Origin of the sequence: Terrisporobacter muris (assembly GCF_024621905.1) — a bacterium.
Classification (GTDB): domain Bacteria; phylum Bacillota; class Clostridia; order Peptostreptococcales; family Peptostreptococcaceae; genus Terrisporobacter; species Terrisporobacter muris.
Genome location: NZ_JANKBY010000047.1, coordinates 1 through 17,205, shown reverse-complemented (window position 1 = coordinate 17,205; position 17,205 = coordinate 1). Strand labels below are relative to the sequence as shown.

Sequence of the window (17,205 nt, the reverse complement as noted above, 5' to 3'; positions counted from 1 at the left end):
AATAATTTTAGAATTGTAATAAAAACTTAAAAAGTTTATATATCATGATAACTTATATAAACCTTATATTAATATAATCAAAAACAACGGAGGTATCTTATGACACTAAAAAAATTCGTCACAATGACAATGATAGCATCCTTACTTACTACTAGTATTACTGGTTGTAGCAATAAAAAAAATAATGATACTACTAATAATGCTAATAATAATGGAGAGTATTCTATTGCCATGATAACAGACGTAGCAGGAGTAAATGATCACTCTTTTAACCAAAGTGCATGGGAAGGATTACAAAAAGCTAAAAAAGACCTAGGTGTTAAAGTTAAGTATTTAGAATCAAAACAAGATGCAGACTATTCTACTAATGTGGAAACTTTAATAGATGAAGAAGTTGATTTAATAGTAGGCGTTGGTTCAAAATTAGCTCCAACAATTGAGAATGCTGCTAAAGATTATCCAGATCAAAAATTTGTAATAGTAGATGAAACATATGATAAAATACCTTCTAATGTTGAAACTGTACTATTTAAGGCTGAACAATCAGCTTATCTGGTTGGACTAATAGCTGGTAAAATGACAAAAACTAATGATGTAGGATTTATTGGTGGTATGGACATATCTGTTATAAATACATTTAAATATGGATACATGGCAGGTGTTAAAACAGCTAATTCTAAGTGTAAATTACAAAATCAATATGCCAATTCATTTACTGATCAAGCAAAAGGAAAAGCAATAGCAAATCAAATGATTTCAAACGGTACTGACATTATATTTACTGCTGGTGGTGATGTGGGAACTGGTGCTATAGAAGCCATAAAAGAAGCTAATAAATATGCAATTGGTGTAGATAGAGATCAAAGTGATTTAGCACCTGACAATGTTTTAACTTCTGCAATAAAAAGAGTAGACATAGGTGTATACGAAACAGTTAAAAGTTTTATAGAAGGTAAATTTGAAGGTGGGACTTCAACAACATATGGATTAGAACAAGGAGCAGTTGGAATTCCTGATACAACATCAAAATTAGTACCACAAGATGTTTTAGATTATGTTAATGAAGAAATTAAGAAACTTGAAAGTGGAGAAATTGTAGCTCCTAAAGACGAAACTGAATATAACAAATATATTAAAAATTTAGAGTAGAGAAATCTACTCTTTTTTAATATATTTATCTAAGATTTCATATCGCCCATCCAGTGATTTAAAGAGATAAGGAGAATATATCTACTAAAAATAATAAATATCTACAGATCTAAAAAAAATTATGTAGATACGTCAATAAATTTTGTATAATATTAATTGTAGGTAATATATTATTTTGGAGGTAGTTATGTATAGTTTTACAAATGATTATAGTGAAGGTGCACATGAGAGTATATTAAAAGCACTTTTAGAAAGTAACCTAAATCAAAGTTCTGGTTACGGACTTGATGAATATAGCGAAAAAGCAAAGGATATACTAAAAAATGTACTTAAAAATGATAAAATAGATATTCATTTTATACCTGGCGGTACTCAGGTAAACTTAATATGTATATCTTCTTTTTTAAAACAATATGAAGCTGCCATTGCAGCAGACACTGGACATATTGCTGTTCATGAAACAGGGGCTATAGAAGCATGCGGTCACAAAGTTATTACAGCTATGAGTAATGATGGGAAATTAACTGTAGATAAAGTAGAAAAAATATTAAAAATACATAGTGACGAGCATATGGTTAAACCAAGACTTGTTTATATTTCTAATTCTACAGAAATTGGTACAATATATAAAAAACAAGAATTGATTGATTTATATACATATTGTAAAGAAAAAGATTTGCTATTCTTTATAGATGGAGCTAGAATGGGTTCAGCTATAACAAGTAGTGAAAACGATTTAAAACTTTCTGATTTAGTAAACCTTTGTGATGCATTTTATATAGGTGGAACTAAAAATGGAGCATTATTTGGTGAGGCGCTTGTAATTTGTAATGAATCACTAAAAAAAGACTTTAGATATAATATAAAACAAAAAGGTGCCTTACTTGCAAAAGGAAGACTTCTTGGAATTCAGTTTATGGAATTATTTAAAGACAATTTATTCTTTGATTTAGCAAAACATGCTAATGAAATGGCTACATTACTACAAGATGCTTTAATTGAAGAAAATTATAAATTATTAATTAAATCACCAACTAATCAAATATTCCCAATAATGCCTAACTCACATATAAAAAAATTAAGAGAAAAGTATTCATTTAACACATGGGAAGAATATGATGAAGACCATACAATTATAAGACTTGTTACTTCATGGGCAACAGAAAAAGAAAGAGTCTTAGAGTTTATAGAAGATTTAAAAAGTCTTTAATCCTAAGCCACTGTGTTGGTGCTATAAAATTTTAGGAAACTATCTTACTCAAAAAATATAATAATTAATCTTGGAAAGGATGTTTAAAATGCTTGAACTAAAGAATATATCTTTCAAAGTTAAAGCTTTAGACAGCACTGAAGAAATCACAATTTTAGATAATATAAGCTTAACAATTGATTTGGGAAAAATATTAGTAATAACAGGGCCCAATGGTGGTGGAAAATCCACATTGGCAAAAATAATAATGGGAATTGAACAACCAACAAGTGGTCAAATCTTATTTGATGGTGTTGATATAACAAACATGAGTATTACTGAAAGAGCAAAAATGGGTATAGGATATGCATTTCAACAACCACCTAGATTCAAAGGTGTCACTGTTGAAAAACTATTACAATTAGCTTCTGGAAAAAATCTATCAGAAGAGCTATGTTGTGAATACTTATCAAAAGTTGGCCTATGTTCTAGAGAATACTTAAGAAGAGACGTGGATAACTCTCTATCTGGAGGAGAACTTAAAAGAATAGAAATAGCTTCTTTAATGGCTAGAAATTCTAAAATATCAATATACGATGAACCAGAAGCTGGAATTGATTTATGGAGCTTCTCCATGTTAGTAGATACATTTACAAATTTCAAAAAAAGTAGTGGCCAAAGTGTTATCATAATATCTCATCAAGAAAGAATTATAGATTTAGCTGATGAATTAATAATTATTTCTGATGGAAAAATTCAAAATATAGGCACAAAAGATAAAGTTTTACCTTTATTACAAGGTGATATGAAAAATTGTCTATGTCAAATGAAGGAGGTAGCACTTACACATGAGCGAGTTAATGATTAAAAATTTATTAAAAACTATTGCAGATATAACTGGTGAAGTTGATGGAGCATTCAATCTTAGAAGTAACGGATGTGGAGTTGAAAGAAGATCTAGTGAAAATATAATAATAACTCCTAAGGAGGACAAGCCAGGAATTGACATAACAGTTAAACCTAACACTAAAAATGAAACTGTATATATACCTGTAGTTATAACAGAAGATAATGTTAATGATTTAGTATATAATGACTTCTATATTGGTGAAAATAGTGATGTAACAATTGTGGCTGGATGTGGTATTCATAACGATGGTTGTGGAACTAGCGAACATGACGGTATACATACTTTCTATATTGGCAAAAATGCTAAAGTTAAATATGGAGAAAAACATTATGGAGAAGGAAGTAGCGAAAGTACAAGAATATTAAATCCGACAACTATAGTACATATGGAAGAAGATTCTTATTATGAAATGGATATGACTCAAATAAAAGGAGTTAACTCTACTAAAAGAGAAACTGAAGCTTTTTTAGGAAAAGGTGCTAAACTTATAATAAATGAAAAGTTAATGACTCATGATGAGCAAATTGCCCATTCAAATGTGAAATGTAATCTTAATGGAGAAGATTCTATCTTACAAATTATATCTCGTTCTGTTGCAAAAGATAAATCAGTACAAGTTTTTCATCCAATAGCAATTGGAAACGACAATTGTAAAGCTCATGTTCAATGTGACTCTATCATTATGGATAAAGCAAAAGTTAGCTCTATTCCAGAAATTCAAGCAAATCATACAGATGCACAAATTGTTCATGAAGCTGCCATAGGTAGAATTAACAATGAACAGTTACTAAAACTTGAGACCTTCGGCCTAAGTGAAGAAGAAGCTGAAGAAGTTATAGTAAATGCCTTTTTAAGTTAGTTAAAAAAGAGAAGTAATTAATTTACTTCTCTTTTTTAATGTACTTTTTCACAAAAAGAACAAACGTTTGCACATTAAAAAAATAACACTTCACAAATCATAATTAAATAAACTTGCCTTATTAAATAAAGAATACTAATTATAATTTGGGATAAATTATTAATATATGATGGATTACAAGGAGGACAAAATGACTACAGATAAACATAAAAGAGAAGATGACAAAACTAGATACAATAGAAATGAGAAGAAAAATCCACACTTCAAATTAGAACTGGGAGAAGAACTAAATTTAGAACCTAGACTTAGACCTTCTAAAACAGGTTCTGTGGCTCAAAATACAGCCAGACCTATTAGTTCTCACAAAAAGCAACAAGATAAATAATTACAATTTAAAGAAAGGAGCTAAAGCTTCTTTCTTTTTGAGCTGTTTTATTAATTTTGTACTATAATTAAATAAAGAGCAAGTTGAAGGGAAGGGGATATAATATGTCACAATTAAATAACCTTGAGATCATAGTAGAAAAATTAAACAAAATTGAAGATGAGGAACTAAAAAAAGAATTTCTAGATTTAATTACAGAATACAAAGCTATAAAAAAAGAAAATGTATCACTAAAAAAAGAAATAGGAAATGATAAATTATTGTCTCAAATAAGTAGATATGCATAAATGTAATTTACTAGAAAATCATGTAAAAGCATAGTATGATATATTTAGTAAATAATATGTAGTATCAAACATTATATATTCAACATTTTGGGAGGTTTTATTATGGATATTGAAAAAATGACTGTTAGAGTACAAAAAAGTTTAAACGAAGCTTACAACGAAGCTGTTAAGCATCATAACCAAATGGTTGATGTTATTCACTTATTCTCAGCTTTGGTAAATCAAGAAGACGGCTTAATTCCTAATATTCTAGAAAAAATGAATATATCTGTTACTGCCCTTAAAAGTAGTATTAACGAAGAATTAGATAAGCTTCCTCAAATTTATGGAGAAGGAATTAATTCTCAAGGTGTAACTGCATCTAGAAATATTGAAGAGGTTTTAATAAAAGCCGAAGATATTTCAAAAGACTTTAAGGACTCTTACATAAGTGTGGAACATGTTATGCTTGCCATAATGGAAATGACTTCTATCTCTAATGTAAAAAGATTATTAGATATGTACAATATAAATAAAAATGATTTTTTACAAGTTTTATCTGGAGTAAGAGGTAGCCAAAGAGTAGAAAGTCAAGATCCTGAAGGAACTTATGATGCACTAGCTAAATTTGGTACAAACCTAGTGGAATTGGCAAAAAAACATAAACTGGACCCAGTTATAGGTAGAGATGAAGAAATAAGAAGAGTCATAAGAATATTATCACGTCGTACTAAGAATAACCCAGTACTTATAGGTGAGCCAGGGGTAGGTAAAACTGCCATAGTAGAAGGTTTAGCAGAAAGAATAGTCAGAGGAGATGTTCCAGAAGGGTTAAAAGACAAGATTATATTCTCACTAGATATGGGTGCACTAATTGCTGGTGCTAAGTACAGAGGTGAGTTTGAAGAAAGACTAAAAGCAGTACTCAAAGAAGTACAAAGTGCAGAAGGAAAAATAATTTTATTTATAGATGAAATACACACAATAGTTGGTGCTGGTAAAACAGAAGGGTCTATGGATGCAGGTAACTTAATTAAACCTATGCTTGCTCGTGGAGAACTTAACTGTATAGGTGCAACTACTTTTGATGAATATAGAAAATATATCGAAAAAGACAAGGCACTAGAGAGACGTTTCCAACCAGTAATAGCTGATGAACCTACGGTTGAAGATACTATCTCAATTCTTAGAGGTTTAAAAGAAAGATTTGAAATTCACCATGGTATAAGAATACATGACAGCGCCATAGTTGCTGCTGCAAAACTTTCTAACAGATATATACAAGATAGATTTTTACCAGATAAAGCCATAGATTTAATAGACGAAGCTGGCGCCATGATAAGAAGTGAAATAGATTCTCTTCCTACGGAATTAGATATGGTAAGAAGAAGATTATTTACTTTGGAAACTGAAAGAGAAGCTTTATTAAAAGAAAATGATGAAAAAAGTAAGCTAAGACTTGAAGAGCTTCAAAGAGAAATTGCTGAACTTAAATCAAAAGATGATGAAATGACAGCTAAGTATGAAAAGGAAAAAGGCTCTATAACAGAAATTAAAAATTTAAAATCAAAATTAGATGAAGCTAAAGGTGATGTGGAAAAATACGAAAGGGAATACGACTTTAACAAAGTTGCTGAAATAAAATACGGTATTATACCACAGTTAGAACAACAAATAGCAGAAGTAGAAGAAAAAATGAAATCAGGATATGATAATGCTCTACTTAAAGAAGAAGTAACAGAAAATGAAATTTCTGAAATAGTATCTAAGTGGACAGGCATACCTATTACAAAACTAGTTGAAGGAGAAAGAGAAAAGCTTCTTAAACTAGAAGATGAGCTTCATGAAAGAGTAATTGGTCAAGATGAAGCTGTAACTGCCGTAGCCAATGCAGTAATTCGTGCTAGAGCAGGACTAAAAGACGAAAATAAACCAATTGGTTCATTTATATTCCTTGGACCTACTGGTGTTGGTAAAACTGAACTTGCCAAAACTCTTGCAAAAGATTTATTTGATAGTGAAGAAAACATAATAAGAATAGATATGTCTGAATATATGGAAAAACACTCAGTATCTAGACTTGTAGGACCTCCTCCAGGATATGTGGGATATGAAGAAGGTGGTCAATTAACAGAAGCTGTAAGACGTGCTCCATATTCAGTAATATTATTTGATGAAATAGAAAAAGCTCATGAAGATGTATTTAACATGTTCCTTCAAATACTAGATGACGGTAGACTTACTGACAACAAAGGTAAAACCGTTGACTTTAAAAATACAATTATAATAATGACATCTAATATAGGAAGTAGCTACTTACTTGCAGATGAAGGTCATATTACAGAAGAAACTAAAGATTTAGTAATGGGTGAAATGAAGAGAAGATTCAAACCAGAATTTTTAAACAGAGTAGACGATATTATAATGTTCAAAGCTCTTGATAAAGAAGAAATTAAAAAGATTATTGATATATTTATTAAATCTTTGGCAAATAGACTTAAAGAAAAAGATATTGATATAGAAATTACAGATTCTGCTAAGGAAATCATGGTTAGAGAAGGCTATGATCCAGTATATGGTGCAAGACCACTTAAGAGATATATTGGTAATACTCTAGAAACTATGATTGCTAGAAAACTTATTGCTGGTGATATTTATAGTGGATGTACTATTATAGTTGATGGTGAAGATGATAATATATCTATAAAAGTTAAATAGATTTAAAAAGGGTAGAATAAATGTTATTTCTACCCTTAATTTGTGAAAAAGTCCGGAAGTTTAAACTGCTGGGCTTTTTCATATTATCTACTATTTTAATAAAGAAGTGACTTCTCCTACATAATATATATTTAAAACATGAAGAGCCCTTGTGAAACAAGTGTACAGAAGTAACCTTTCATCCTCACTGTTACAATTTTTATTACTAGCATCATAGATAAATACCACATCAAATTCAAGACCTTTAGCTAAATATGAATGTATTACTACTATACCATCTGTAAAGGAATCATCATCTTTTGTGATAGATGATACTTCCATATTATTTGATTGCAACAAATTATATAAATATCTAGTTTCACAAGCCTGTTTTTGTAATAATACCAATAGATTTATAATTCTTTTCTTGGTAATTTTTTATTTCTTCAACAAGTTTTTTATTCATATCATCTTTATGATTAAAATTAATAAGACTAGGCTCATCACCATGTCTTTCAACATATTCATCACTTATATTTTCTGGAAGAAGTTTTCTTGCAAATTTAGTTATCTCAGTTGTTGAACGATAAGTTTTTGTTAAGTTTATTATGCAAGTGTCATTTTTTGATATATTGTAAATATTATTGTAGTCTCCCACATTCATAAATGGATTAATTGATTGATTTATATCTCCAAGTATAGTCATTTTGGCAGACTTAAAAAGTTCATAAAATATTTCATATTGTAGTGGAGTATAGTCCTGTGCTTCATCTATAATTACATATTTAATTTGTGATTAAAGAGAATTTTATCATCAGCACTTTTGCTTAACAGTTCTTGCAACATTTCATCATCTATACTTATTTTAATACTCTATATCAATTATATACAATATTAAAGATATTCATAGTCTAAAAAATATCTATATTTATGATATAATTACAATGGGAAAGTAAAAAATCTAATTTAATTGTATATAAAAAGGTTAAAATACTACTAAAAGTGTTTTAACCTTTTTTGTCTATTTATGATATAATTAAAATTTAGAGAATAAAAAATTCGCTGCGCTCATTGTGCCAACGATATATTTTTGCTAACTCTACAAGTATATCTGTTGCTTAAAGCTTGATTTGCTCAGGTGCGGCAATACATAATAATAAAATAGCTATAGGAGGACAATATGACAAATACTATATATTTAGTTAGACATGGCCAAACAGAATGGAATATAAAAGGAAAAACTCAAGGTCATGGTAATTCAAATTTAACAGAAAAAGGTATTAATCAAGCAAAAGAACTAGCTGATAGCATGGTTAAATATCCTATCGACTACATATATTCAAGTGATCTTGGTAGAGCAGTAGAAACTGCTGAAATCATAAGTGATAAATTTGATTTAGATGTAATAAAAACTTCAGCTCTTAGAGAAATGGGCTTTGGAGCGTGGGAAGGTCTTTTAATAAAAGAAATTCAAGAAGATTATAAAGATATATATCATACTTGGAGAAATAAGCCTCATTTAGCAGAAATACCTGGAGGAGAAACACTTCAGATTATAAAAGAGAGAACAGATAAGTTTTTACAGGAATTAAATGAAAAACATGATGGAAAACACATTGTACTTGTAACTCACTCTGTAACAGCAAGAGTTATACTTCTTTCTGTTTTAAATTCAGGTATGGAAAACATCTACAGAATAAACCAAGGAAATACTGCACTAAACGTGATTGAGTTTAGAGATTATGGACCGGTTGTTATAAAAATGAATGATACTAGCCATATTAAAAGTAATCATAAACTAGAAAATAGTGCATTAGAATAGGAGAAAATAATGTCAAAAGTAATAGTAATAGGTGGCGGTCCATCAGGAATGATGGCAGCACTAACAGCTTCTAAAAATGGTCATGAAGTTACTTTAGTAGAGCGAAACGAGGAGCTTGGAAAGAAACTTAAGCTTACCGGTGGCGGAAGATGTAACGTTACAAACAATAGATATATAGATGAATTTTTTGATAAAGTTGTAACTAATAAGAAATTTTTATACAGTGCTTTTTATTCTTTTACAAATGAAGACTTATTAAACTTCTTAACTGAAAGCAATCTGGAATATAAAGTAGAAGAAGATAATGATTATAAGGTTTATACAAAGAGTGATAAGGCAACTGAACTTATTCACACATTTAAAGAATTATTATTAAATAATAATATAAAAATAATGTATAATAGTAAAGTTGTGGATTTAATCATAAATGAAAACAACAAAATAGAAGGTGTAGTTTTAGAAAACGGAACTAAAGTTTTAGGAGATAAGGTTATAATATCAACTGGTGGTCATAGCCACTCAAAAACTGGATCTGATGGAAGTATGCATAAAATTCTAAAAAAACATGGACATACTATAGCTAGACCTTATCCTGCTTTGTCACCTTTAAAAATAAAAGAAGATTGGACAAGAAGATTACAGGGTATATCATTTAAGAAGGTAGAATTATCATGTAAAATCAAAAAGAAAAAAATAAGTAAAATAGGAGATTTACTATTTGCCCACTTTGGTATAACAGGACCAGTAGTACTTATAATGTCATCTTATATTAATAAAATATTAGATAATGAAGAAGTTGAATTAAATTTAGATATTTTACCAGATATAAGCAGAGAAGAAATAAGTAAAATTATTAGAGAAAATCCTAATAAAAATATAGCTAATAATTTGAAATCAATTTTACCACTGAATTATTTAAAAGAGATTTTAGATTTATTAAGTCTTAGTGAAACAAAGCCTAATGAATTAACTAAAGAAAATGAAAATAAGATAATTGATTATATTAAAAATATTAAATTAACTACTAATTCAACTTTAGGAATTCAAGTTTCTATGGTAACAAGTGGTGGTGTATCTGTTAAAGAAATTAATTCTTCAACTATGGAATCCAAAGTAATTAAAGATTTATATTTTACAGGAGAAGTAGTGGATGTGGATGCAGAAACAGGAGGGTACAACCTTCAAATAGCATTTTCAACAGGATACTTAGCAGGCATAAGCATAGAATAAGAAAAATTAGCTACGCCTGAGCGATGTATGGACGAAACACTTCATATCGCCAACGAGATGCCTTTGCTCACGCTTCAGGCAACTCCGTTGCTTAAATAATTGAAATAGGAGAAATGAAATGAACAATTTAGTAATAGCAATAGACGGACCAGCAGGTGCTGGAAAAAGTACAATAGCTAAAATAATAGCAAGAGAGTTAAATATAAACTACATAGATACAGGAGCTATGTATCGTGCAGTGACATTAAAATGCTTACAACATGGTGTAAACATTGAAAATGAAGCTGAAGTAATAGAATTAGCAAAGAAAACAGACATAGATTTCAAAGATAACAACATATACTTAGATAATCAAATAGTAAATGAAGAAATAAGAACTATAGAAGTAACTAATAATGTTTCTAATGTGGCTAAAATAAAAGAAGTTAGATACTTAATGGTAGACGTACAAAGAGAAATAGGAACAAGAAACTCAGTAATACTAGATGGTAGAGATATAGGTTCTTATGTTTTTCCAAATGCAGATTATAAATTCTTCCTTATAGCTACTCCACAGGAGAGAGGAAGCAGAAGATACAAAGAATTAATAGAAAAAGGTGTTGAAGTTAAGCTTCAAGACGTAATAGATGATATAATTAAAAGAGATGAAATAGATTCTTCTAGAGAATTTGCTCCTCTTGTTAAAGCTTGTGATGCAATAGAAATAGACACTACAGGGAAGAGTATCGATGAAGTGGTTGCATCAGTTTTAGAAAAAATTAAATAAGGGAGAGATATATTTGAGTTTTTACAATGTTGTTTTAAAAATATTTACTTTATACAGTAAAGTATTTTACAAATATGAAGTAATAGGGGAAGAGAATATACCTAATGAAGGTAATATAATATTAGCAGCAAATCATAAATCTAATTTAGACCCTATTTTTGTTGCAGCCGCTGTAAAGAATAGAAAAGTTGCTACAATAGGTAAAAAGGAATTATTTGATAATAAAATATTGGCGACAATCTTAAATAAATTATGTGTTATACCAATAGATAGAGATAATCCAGGAATATCTACAATAAAGACTATTTTAAAAAAATTAAAAGAAGGCTATGCTGTTGGTATTTTCCCAGAAGGAACCAGAGTTAAAGGAAATGAATTTGGAGAAGCTAAAGCAGGTTTAGCATTATTTGCAGTTAAAGGTAAGGCTAGAGTAGTACCTATATCAATAATATCAAATTATAAATTATTCAACAAAGTTATAGTCTACATTGATAAACCAATTTCATTTGAAGAATATTATAAACAAAAACTTAGTGCACAAGAATATGAAAGATTATCTGGAGATGTACTAGAAGTAATTAAAGACAATTACTTTAAAAACTAGGAGGCTAAAATGGAAGTAAGAATTGCAGAAAATGCAGGATTTTGTTTTGGTGTTAAAAGAGCTATGAATATGGCTTGGGATGAACTAGAAAATAAAGGAGATAACAGTGTATATTCTTTAGGACCTCTTATTCATAATAAACAAGCTGTAGATAGATATAAGGAAAAAGGACTAATGGAGATGGATTCATTGGAGAAAATTCCTAATGATAGTAAACTTATAATCCGATCTCATGGTGTTGCAAAAAAAATATATACTGAGTCTAAATCAAAAAATATGGATATAGTAGATACTACATGCCCATTTGTAAAAAAAATTCATGATATAGTTAAAGAGTTTTCTAATAACGGATATAAAATTATAATAGTAGGAAATGCTGCACATCCAGAAATAATAGGCATTAATGGATGGTGTGATAACGAAGCTATTGTAATTAATAGTGAAGAAGAAGTTGATAATATTTCACTTAACTGTCATGACAAATACTGTGTTGTTAGCCAAACAACTGCTAACTTAGAATTTTTTGATAGAATAGTTGCTAAGTTAGAAAGTAAAATTGAAGATTTAACTGTAAAAAATACAATTTGTTGTGCAACAAAGGAACGACAATTGTCTGCAACTGATTTAGCAAAGGAAGTTGATTGTATGATAGTTATTGGAGGAAAACACAGTTCTAACACTCAAAAACTTGTGAATATATGTAAAGAGATAGTTCCTACTTTTTCTATTGAAACTAGAGAGGAGTTAGATAGAAGCAAGTTAGAAGGATATAAAGTTGCAGGTGTTACTGCAGGAGCTTCTACACCTGACTGGATAATAGATGAAGTAATTGAATTTTTAAAAGAATTATAATAATTTTATAAAATCCACTGATATATTAGTCAGTGGATTTTTGTTTATCTATAGCTTTTCTATAAATTTAATATTATCATTATTGTTATCTTTTGCTACTATTCTTCCACATGAAATACTTCATGGGATTTGTTTTGGAAAAGATGCAGAGGTAGAGTTGTATGTTTCATTAAAAAATATGATGGCATTTGTTATATCTACCAAACCTATTTCAAAGAGAAGATTTATTTTTTTGAGTCTTTTACCTAATATAGTTTTTAGATGGATACCATTATTAATTTGGGCATTTATGTCATATAATGCTGTTGTTTCTAATATCTTATTACCATTTTCTATTATATGTATCACTTTTGGAGTAGGAGATTACCTAAATGTCTGGAATGCTATGAGGCAAATGCCAAAAAACAGTATGCAAGTATTATCAGGTTTTAACTCATACTAGTATATTGAAAACTAATTCAAATTATTTGCTAGTAATAAAATTTTAGGTGAAGATTTTCATAAAGTTCATAGACTAATATATACTTTATTTAATCTTTATATTGACATAAAAATAGAAAAACTATATATTCAGATTATAACAAAATATATAAAGGAGAACATCATGGTAAATAGACAAAGATTAATAGATAATTTTATCAACATGGTTAAAGTAGATAGCCCATCAGGTAATGAATTAGAAATGGCTACTTGGTTAATAAATTACTTAAAAGAAAGAAATATTGAAGTTAAAATGGACAATGCTGGAGATAAAATAGGAGGAAACTGTGGTAACATAGTAGCTTACATAAAAGGTGAGTCTTCAGAAAATCCAATATGTTTTGCAGCTCATATGGACCAAGTTATGCCATGCAATGGAGTAAAACCAATAATAGAGGGAAACATAATAAAAACAGATGGAACTACAACACTGGGAGCAGATGATAAGGGCGGTATAGCCGTTATATTAGAAGCTTTAGAATGTGTGTTAGAAAATAAAGCTCCTCACAGAGATATATATTTATTATTTACTGTGGCAGAGGAAATCGGTTTAAAAGGTGCTAAAAATTTAGATACTGATATTCTACCATGTAAAGATGTAATAATATTCGATGCTGGTGGAGCAACTGGATCAATTACTTATAAAGGACCTACTCAAGAAACTATAGAAGTTACTTTCCATGGTAAAAAAGCTCATGCAGGTGTTGAGCCAGAAAAAGGAATAAACGCAATAGTTGCAGCATCTCATGCTATAAGCAATATGCGTATAGGAAGATTAGATGAAGTGACAACTACAAATATAGGAAGAATAGAAGGTGGAGGAGCTACAAATGTAGTTACTGATAAAGTCACTTTCACTGCAGAAGTAAGATCTCACTCAACTGAAAAATTAGAAGCAGAAGTAGCACATATGAAAAAATGTTGTGAAGATGCAGCTAATAAAATGGGGGCAACTTATGAATTTAAACATGAAAATGCTTATCCACGTTTTGAATTAGACAAAGAAGGATTTGTATTTAAATTAAGTGAAGAAGCTTTAAGAAAAGCTGGAGTTGAACCAATTCCTCAAATAACTGGTGGGGGAAGTGATGCTAATATTATAGCAGGCTTTGGATATAGATGTGCAGTACTTAGTTTAGGAATGTATGAGGTTCATACTGTAAATGAATATGCAAATATAGATGATATGTATAATGCATCAACAGCAGTATATCATATGATGTCTATATAAGAAATTTTAAAAATAGCAAATATTGTTTTAAATTATAAAAAGTAGTTCTTTTGAACTACTTTTTTTGTATAAAAATGAGTACTATTTTAAATCTAAGCAAATAATAAATGTATTTATAGAAGTTTTTACTTTGTATTAAGGAGGATTTCATAATGAGAGTTACACCTGATATGATAGACAAACAACTTCGTTTCAAAGGTAAAATCATGAGTAGATTGGTTCGATATAATAGCCCTAAAAATTTTCAAATTAATAATAAAATATTAGAAAAACTGTATAAAGGTAAGGACAGTAAAAAAATGATTTGCGAAGAACAATATGTTACTAAGAAAGATGGAGGTGTAATTAGGCTATGCATATATAAGCCAATTGATTTTAAACCAAATGCAACGGGACTTTTATGGATACATGGCGGCGGATATGCCATGCGTGTTCCAGAGCAAGATATGTATTATTTTGAAAACTTTACTTCTGTTGCAAATTGCGTAATAGTTGCTCCTGATTATGCTAGCTCCCTAGTTAAGCCATACCCAGCTGCTTTTATGGACTGCTATGATATTCTTTGCTGGATGAAAGAAAAAGCACATACATTAGGAATTAGAGATGATCAACTATTTGTGGGAGGTGGAAGTTGTGGAGGAGGCCTTACTGCTGCCATAAGTCTTTATGCCAGAGACACCAAAGAAGTAAATATAGCATTCCAAATGCCATTATACCCAATGATAGATGATAGGATGAACACATACTCAGCTATAGATAATAATGCGCCTGTATGGGATTCTATAAATAATGAATTGGGATGGAAATTATACTTAGATGATTTATTTGAAAGTGACAATGTGCCAAAGTATGCAGCTCCTGCTAGAGAAATTGACTATTCAAATCTTCCACCTACATTTTCTTTTGTAGGAGAGATAGAACCTTTTCATGATGAAACTGTAACATACATGAAAAACCTTCGTGAAGCTGGAGTAAAAACACATTTTTCTGTTTACAGTGGTTGTTATCATGGATTTGATACAATTTGCCCTAAATCAGAGAAAGGAAAGTCCGCAATAAAAGAAATGCTTAGAGTTTTTAAATATGCCACTGAAAATTATTTTGCAAAACAAGATAATTAAATTTTATATAAGAATCACATTATAGTGATGTTGGTAAATATAATGATGAAGTTTGTAATAGTTGAATTTGATTTACATAAAAAGAGGATCATATCATTTTGGGATATGATCCTCTTTTTAAGTAGTATTATTTTATACTGTATCTTCAGTTAAAGGAATACTTTCCTCCAGTAAATTGATTTTTTTATCTAGTTGCCATATAATTACACCACATAAAAGTACGACTACAGCAACAACACCATAGGCTGGTGCAAATGAATATCCTGATAGCATTTCAAATAAATATCCATAAGTCTTACCAGCTATAAATCTTGCCATTGGCCAAACACCCATCATAAGGCCAAGTAATCTAGCAGGTGAGAACTTACTTATAAATGATTTACCAAGTGGAGCAAATACCATTTCGCCAACAGATATCAATATCCCAACTACTACTATCCACATCAAGTTTGCTTGTCCATCGCCTCTTACTATCTCAGCCATACACATAAGTATAAATGCAAGTCCAAGTAACATCATACCAATAGAAGTCTTTTTAAATATACTCATATCACCTTTTGGTGATTTAGCGTTTTTAGCCCATAAAGCCGCAAGTACTGGTCCTAGTATAATACAACAAAGTGAGTTTAAAGAGTCAAACCAAGCAGAAGGAACTCTAAAGTTTCCAATCATCCAATTTGCTTTGTTAGCATAGTCAAAGTCAGGTCCCCAATGATATAAAACTGGCATATAAGTTAAATACCAAACGATCCAAAAAACAATGGAAAATATACTAAAAAGAATTATAGCTCCAATTTTTTTCTTATCATCCACTGTAAGAGGTGTTCTATAATCTTTTGAAACTTTTTTAGTATAAGCTTTACTTTCATTGGCTTCAAAAGGTTTTTTTCCTATATCTCCAAATGTAGCTCTACCTCCTAAATAAAACCAAATAGTAGAAACTACTAAAAATCCAGCACATACTAAAAATGTTTCACCAAAACCTATCTTATAAGCTATAAAAGAAACTGTAAGTGTTCCAAGGAAAGAACCAATATTAGCTATAGAGTATTGAATACTAAAAGCAGAGTCAAGCTGATCCTTATCATTAAATAATCTACCACTTATTCCAGCTATATTTCCTTTGTACAACCCAGTACCAATAGATACTAGGATAATCATTGCCCATAAAAACTGTGGCGATGATGTTACAGAAGCTTGATATCCAAACACATATCCTGCTGCCATAATTAAAGCTCCTAAAATAACACATAATCTAGGGCTTAGCCATCTATCTGCAATAAATCCACCTAAAATAGGCGTTAGATAAGTAAATGCAACTAGATTTGCAGTCATCTTTGCACCATCAGCAGGAGTAAGTCCTAGTCCTCCTCTCATTACTTCAGCAGCAATAAATATTCCAATCACCCATTTTGCTGAATAAAACGCCATACGTTCTAAGGCATATGCTGAAGTACATACATAAAAACCTATGGGATATTTACTCTTTGATTTCCTTGATAATTCCATATCTTCCTCTTTTCTATATTTATATAATAATTGTTAAATATGATTATATTATACAAGATAATTAACTATTTTCCAATAAATAGTAAGCACTATGATTTATACGGCTTGTCAAATAGAGGGTATTTCTTTTTTATA

General features: G+C 29.8%; 18 protein-coding genes. 15 read left to right on the top strand and 3 right to left on the bottom strand.

Going from position 1 to position 17,205, the window contains the following annotated elements:
- Positions 1-99: 99 nt before the first annotated feature.
- From NSA58_RS05930 to clpB, 7 genes are all read left to right on the top strand, one after another.
- Entirely contained in the window at positions 100-1,149 is a 1,050-nt protein-coding gene (locus NSA58_RS05930) for a BMP family lipoprotein (protein ID WP_074429778.1), read from the top strand.
- A gap of 187 nt (positions 1,150-1,336) precedes the next feature.
- Positions 1,337-2,359, top strand: coding sequence for a threonine aldolase family protein (locus NSA58_RS05925; RefSeq protein ID WP_074429777.1), 1,023 nt, complete (start codon positions 1,337-1,339; stop codon positions 2,357-2,359).
- 88 nt (positions 2,360-2,447) lie between these two features.
- Entirely contained in the window at positions 2,448-3,206 is a 759-nt protein-coding gene (locus NSA58_RS05920) for an ABC transporter ATP-binding protein (protein WP_039680082.1), read from the top strand.
- Entirely contained in the window at positions 3,187-4,107 is a 921-nt protein-coding gene (locus tag NSA58_RS05915; protein WP_257560248.1) for a SufB/SufD family protein, read from the top strand. The genes NSA58_RS05920 and NSA58_RS05915 overlap by 20 nt, the downstream gene beginning before the upstream one ends.
- Positions 4,108-4,297: 190 nt before the next feature.
- Positions 4,298-4,492: a hypothetical protein gene (locus NSA58_RS05910; RefSeq protein WP_039680084.1), complete on the top strand. Its 195-nt coding sequence runs from the start codon at positions 4,298-4,300 to the stop codon at positions 4,490-4,492.
- A gap of 104 nt (positions 4,493-4,596) precedes the next feature.
- On the top strand, positions 4,597-4,779 hold the full coding sequence (locus tag NSA58_RS05905) for a hypothetical protein (protein WP_039680085.1): 183 nt from the start codon (positions 4,597-4,599) through the stop codon (positions 4,777-4,779).
- 102 nt (positions 4,780-4,881) lie between these two features.
- The gene (clpB, locus tag NSA58_RS05900) at positions 4,882-7,476 is read left to right on the top strand and encodes an ATP-dependent chaperone ClpB (protein ID WP_257560247.1); all 2,595 of its coding nucleotides are present in this window, start codon (positions 4,882-4,884) and stop codon (positions 7,474-7,476) included.
- Positions 7,477-7,566: 90 nt separating this feature from the next.
- Here clpB and NSA58_RS20680 read toward each other — a convergent pair whose 3' ends face one another.
- The gene (locus NSA58_RS20680; RefSeq protein WP_334309343.1) at positions 7,567-7,797 is read right to left on the bottom strand and encodes an ATP-binding domain-containing protein; all 231 of its coding nucleotides are present in this window, start codon (positions 7,795-7,797) and stop codon (positions 7,567-7,569) included.
- 37 nt (positions 7,798-7,834) lie between these two features.
- Positions 7,835-8,191 (bottom strand): 3'-5' exonuclease, encoded by a 357-nt coding sequence (locus tag NSA58_RS20675; protein WP_334319803.1) that lies wholly within the window; start codon positions 8,189-8,191, stop codon positions 7,835-7,837.
- Positions 8,192-8,635: 444 nt separating this feature from the next.
- Between NSA58_RS20675 and NSA58_RS05890 the strand changes: the two genes are divergently transcribed.
- The 8 genes from NSA58_RS05890 (at position 8,636) to NSA58_RS05855 (ending at position 15,561) form a co-directional block, all read left to right on the top strand.
- A complete protein-coding gene (locus NSA58_RS05890; protein WP_039680089.1) occupies positions 8,636-9,277 on the top strand; it encodes a histidine phosphatase family protein in 642 nt (213 codons plus the stop codon).
- Positions 9,278-9,286: 9 nt separating this feature from the next.
- Positions 9,287-10,507, top strand: a complete 1,221-nt coding sequence (locus NSA58_RS05885; RefSeq protein ID WP_039680090.1) for a BaiN/RdsA family NAD(P)/FAD-dependent oxidoreductase — start codon at positions 9,287-9,289, stop codon at positions 10,505-10,507.
- A gap of 118 nt (positions 10,508-10,625) precedes the next feature.
- Positions 10,626-11,273 (top strand): (d)CMP kinase, encoded by a 648-nt coding sequence (gene cmk, locus NSA58_RS05880; protein WP_039680091.1) that lies wholly within the window; start codon positions 10,626-10,628, stop codon positions 11,271-11,273.
- A gap of 13 nt (positions 11,274-11,286) precedes the next feature.
- Positions 11,287-11,877, top strand: a complete 591-nt coding sequence (locus NSA58_RS05875) for a lysophospholipid acyltransferase family protein (protein ID WP_052233023.1) — start codon at positions 11,287-11,289, stop codon at positions 11,875-11,877.
- A 9-nt stretch (positions 11,878-11,886) separates the two neighbouring features.
- Positions 11,887-12,729 (top strand): 4-hydroxy-3-methylbut-2-enyl diphosphate reductase, encoded by an 843-nt coding sequence (locus NSA58_RS05870; protein WP_039680092.1) that lies wholly within the window; start codon positions 11,887-11,889, stop codon positions 12,727-12,729.
- 40 nt (positions 12,730-12,769) lie between these two features.
- Positions 12,770-13,171, top strand: coding sequence for a DUF3267 domain-containing protein (locus tag NSA58_RS05865; RefSeq protein WP_074429776.1), 402 nt, complete (start codon positions 12,770-12,772; stop codon positions 13,169-13,171).
- Between the two features lie 162 nt (positions 13,172-13,333).
- Complete coding sequence (locus NSA58_RS05860; RefSeq protein ID WP_257560246.1) at positions 13,334-14,440, top strand: M20/M25/M40 family metallo-hydrolase; 1,107 nt, start codon at positions 13,334-13,336, stop codon at positions 14,438-14,440.
- A 152-nt stretch (positions 14,441-14,592) separates the two neighbouring features.
- Positions 14,593-15,561, top strand: coding sequence for an alpha/beta hydrolase fold domain-containing protein (locus tag NSA58_RS05855; RefSeq protein ID WP_074429774.1), 969 nt, complete (start codon positions 14,593-14,595; stop codon positions 15,559-15,561).
- Between the two features lie 132 nt (positions 15,562-15,693).
- Here the strand turns inward: NSA58_RS05855 and NSA58_RS05850 are convergent, their stop codons facing one another.
- Positions 15,694-17,070, bottom strand: coding sequence for a peptide MFS transporter (locus tag NSA58_RS05850; RefSeq protein WP_039680095.1), 1,377 nt, complete (start codon positions 17,068-17,070; stop codon positions 15,694-15,696).
- Between the last annotated feature and the right edge of the window lie 135 nt (positions 17,071-17,205).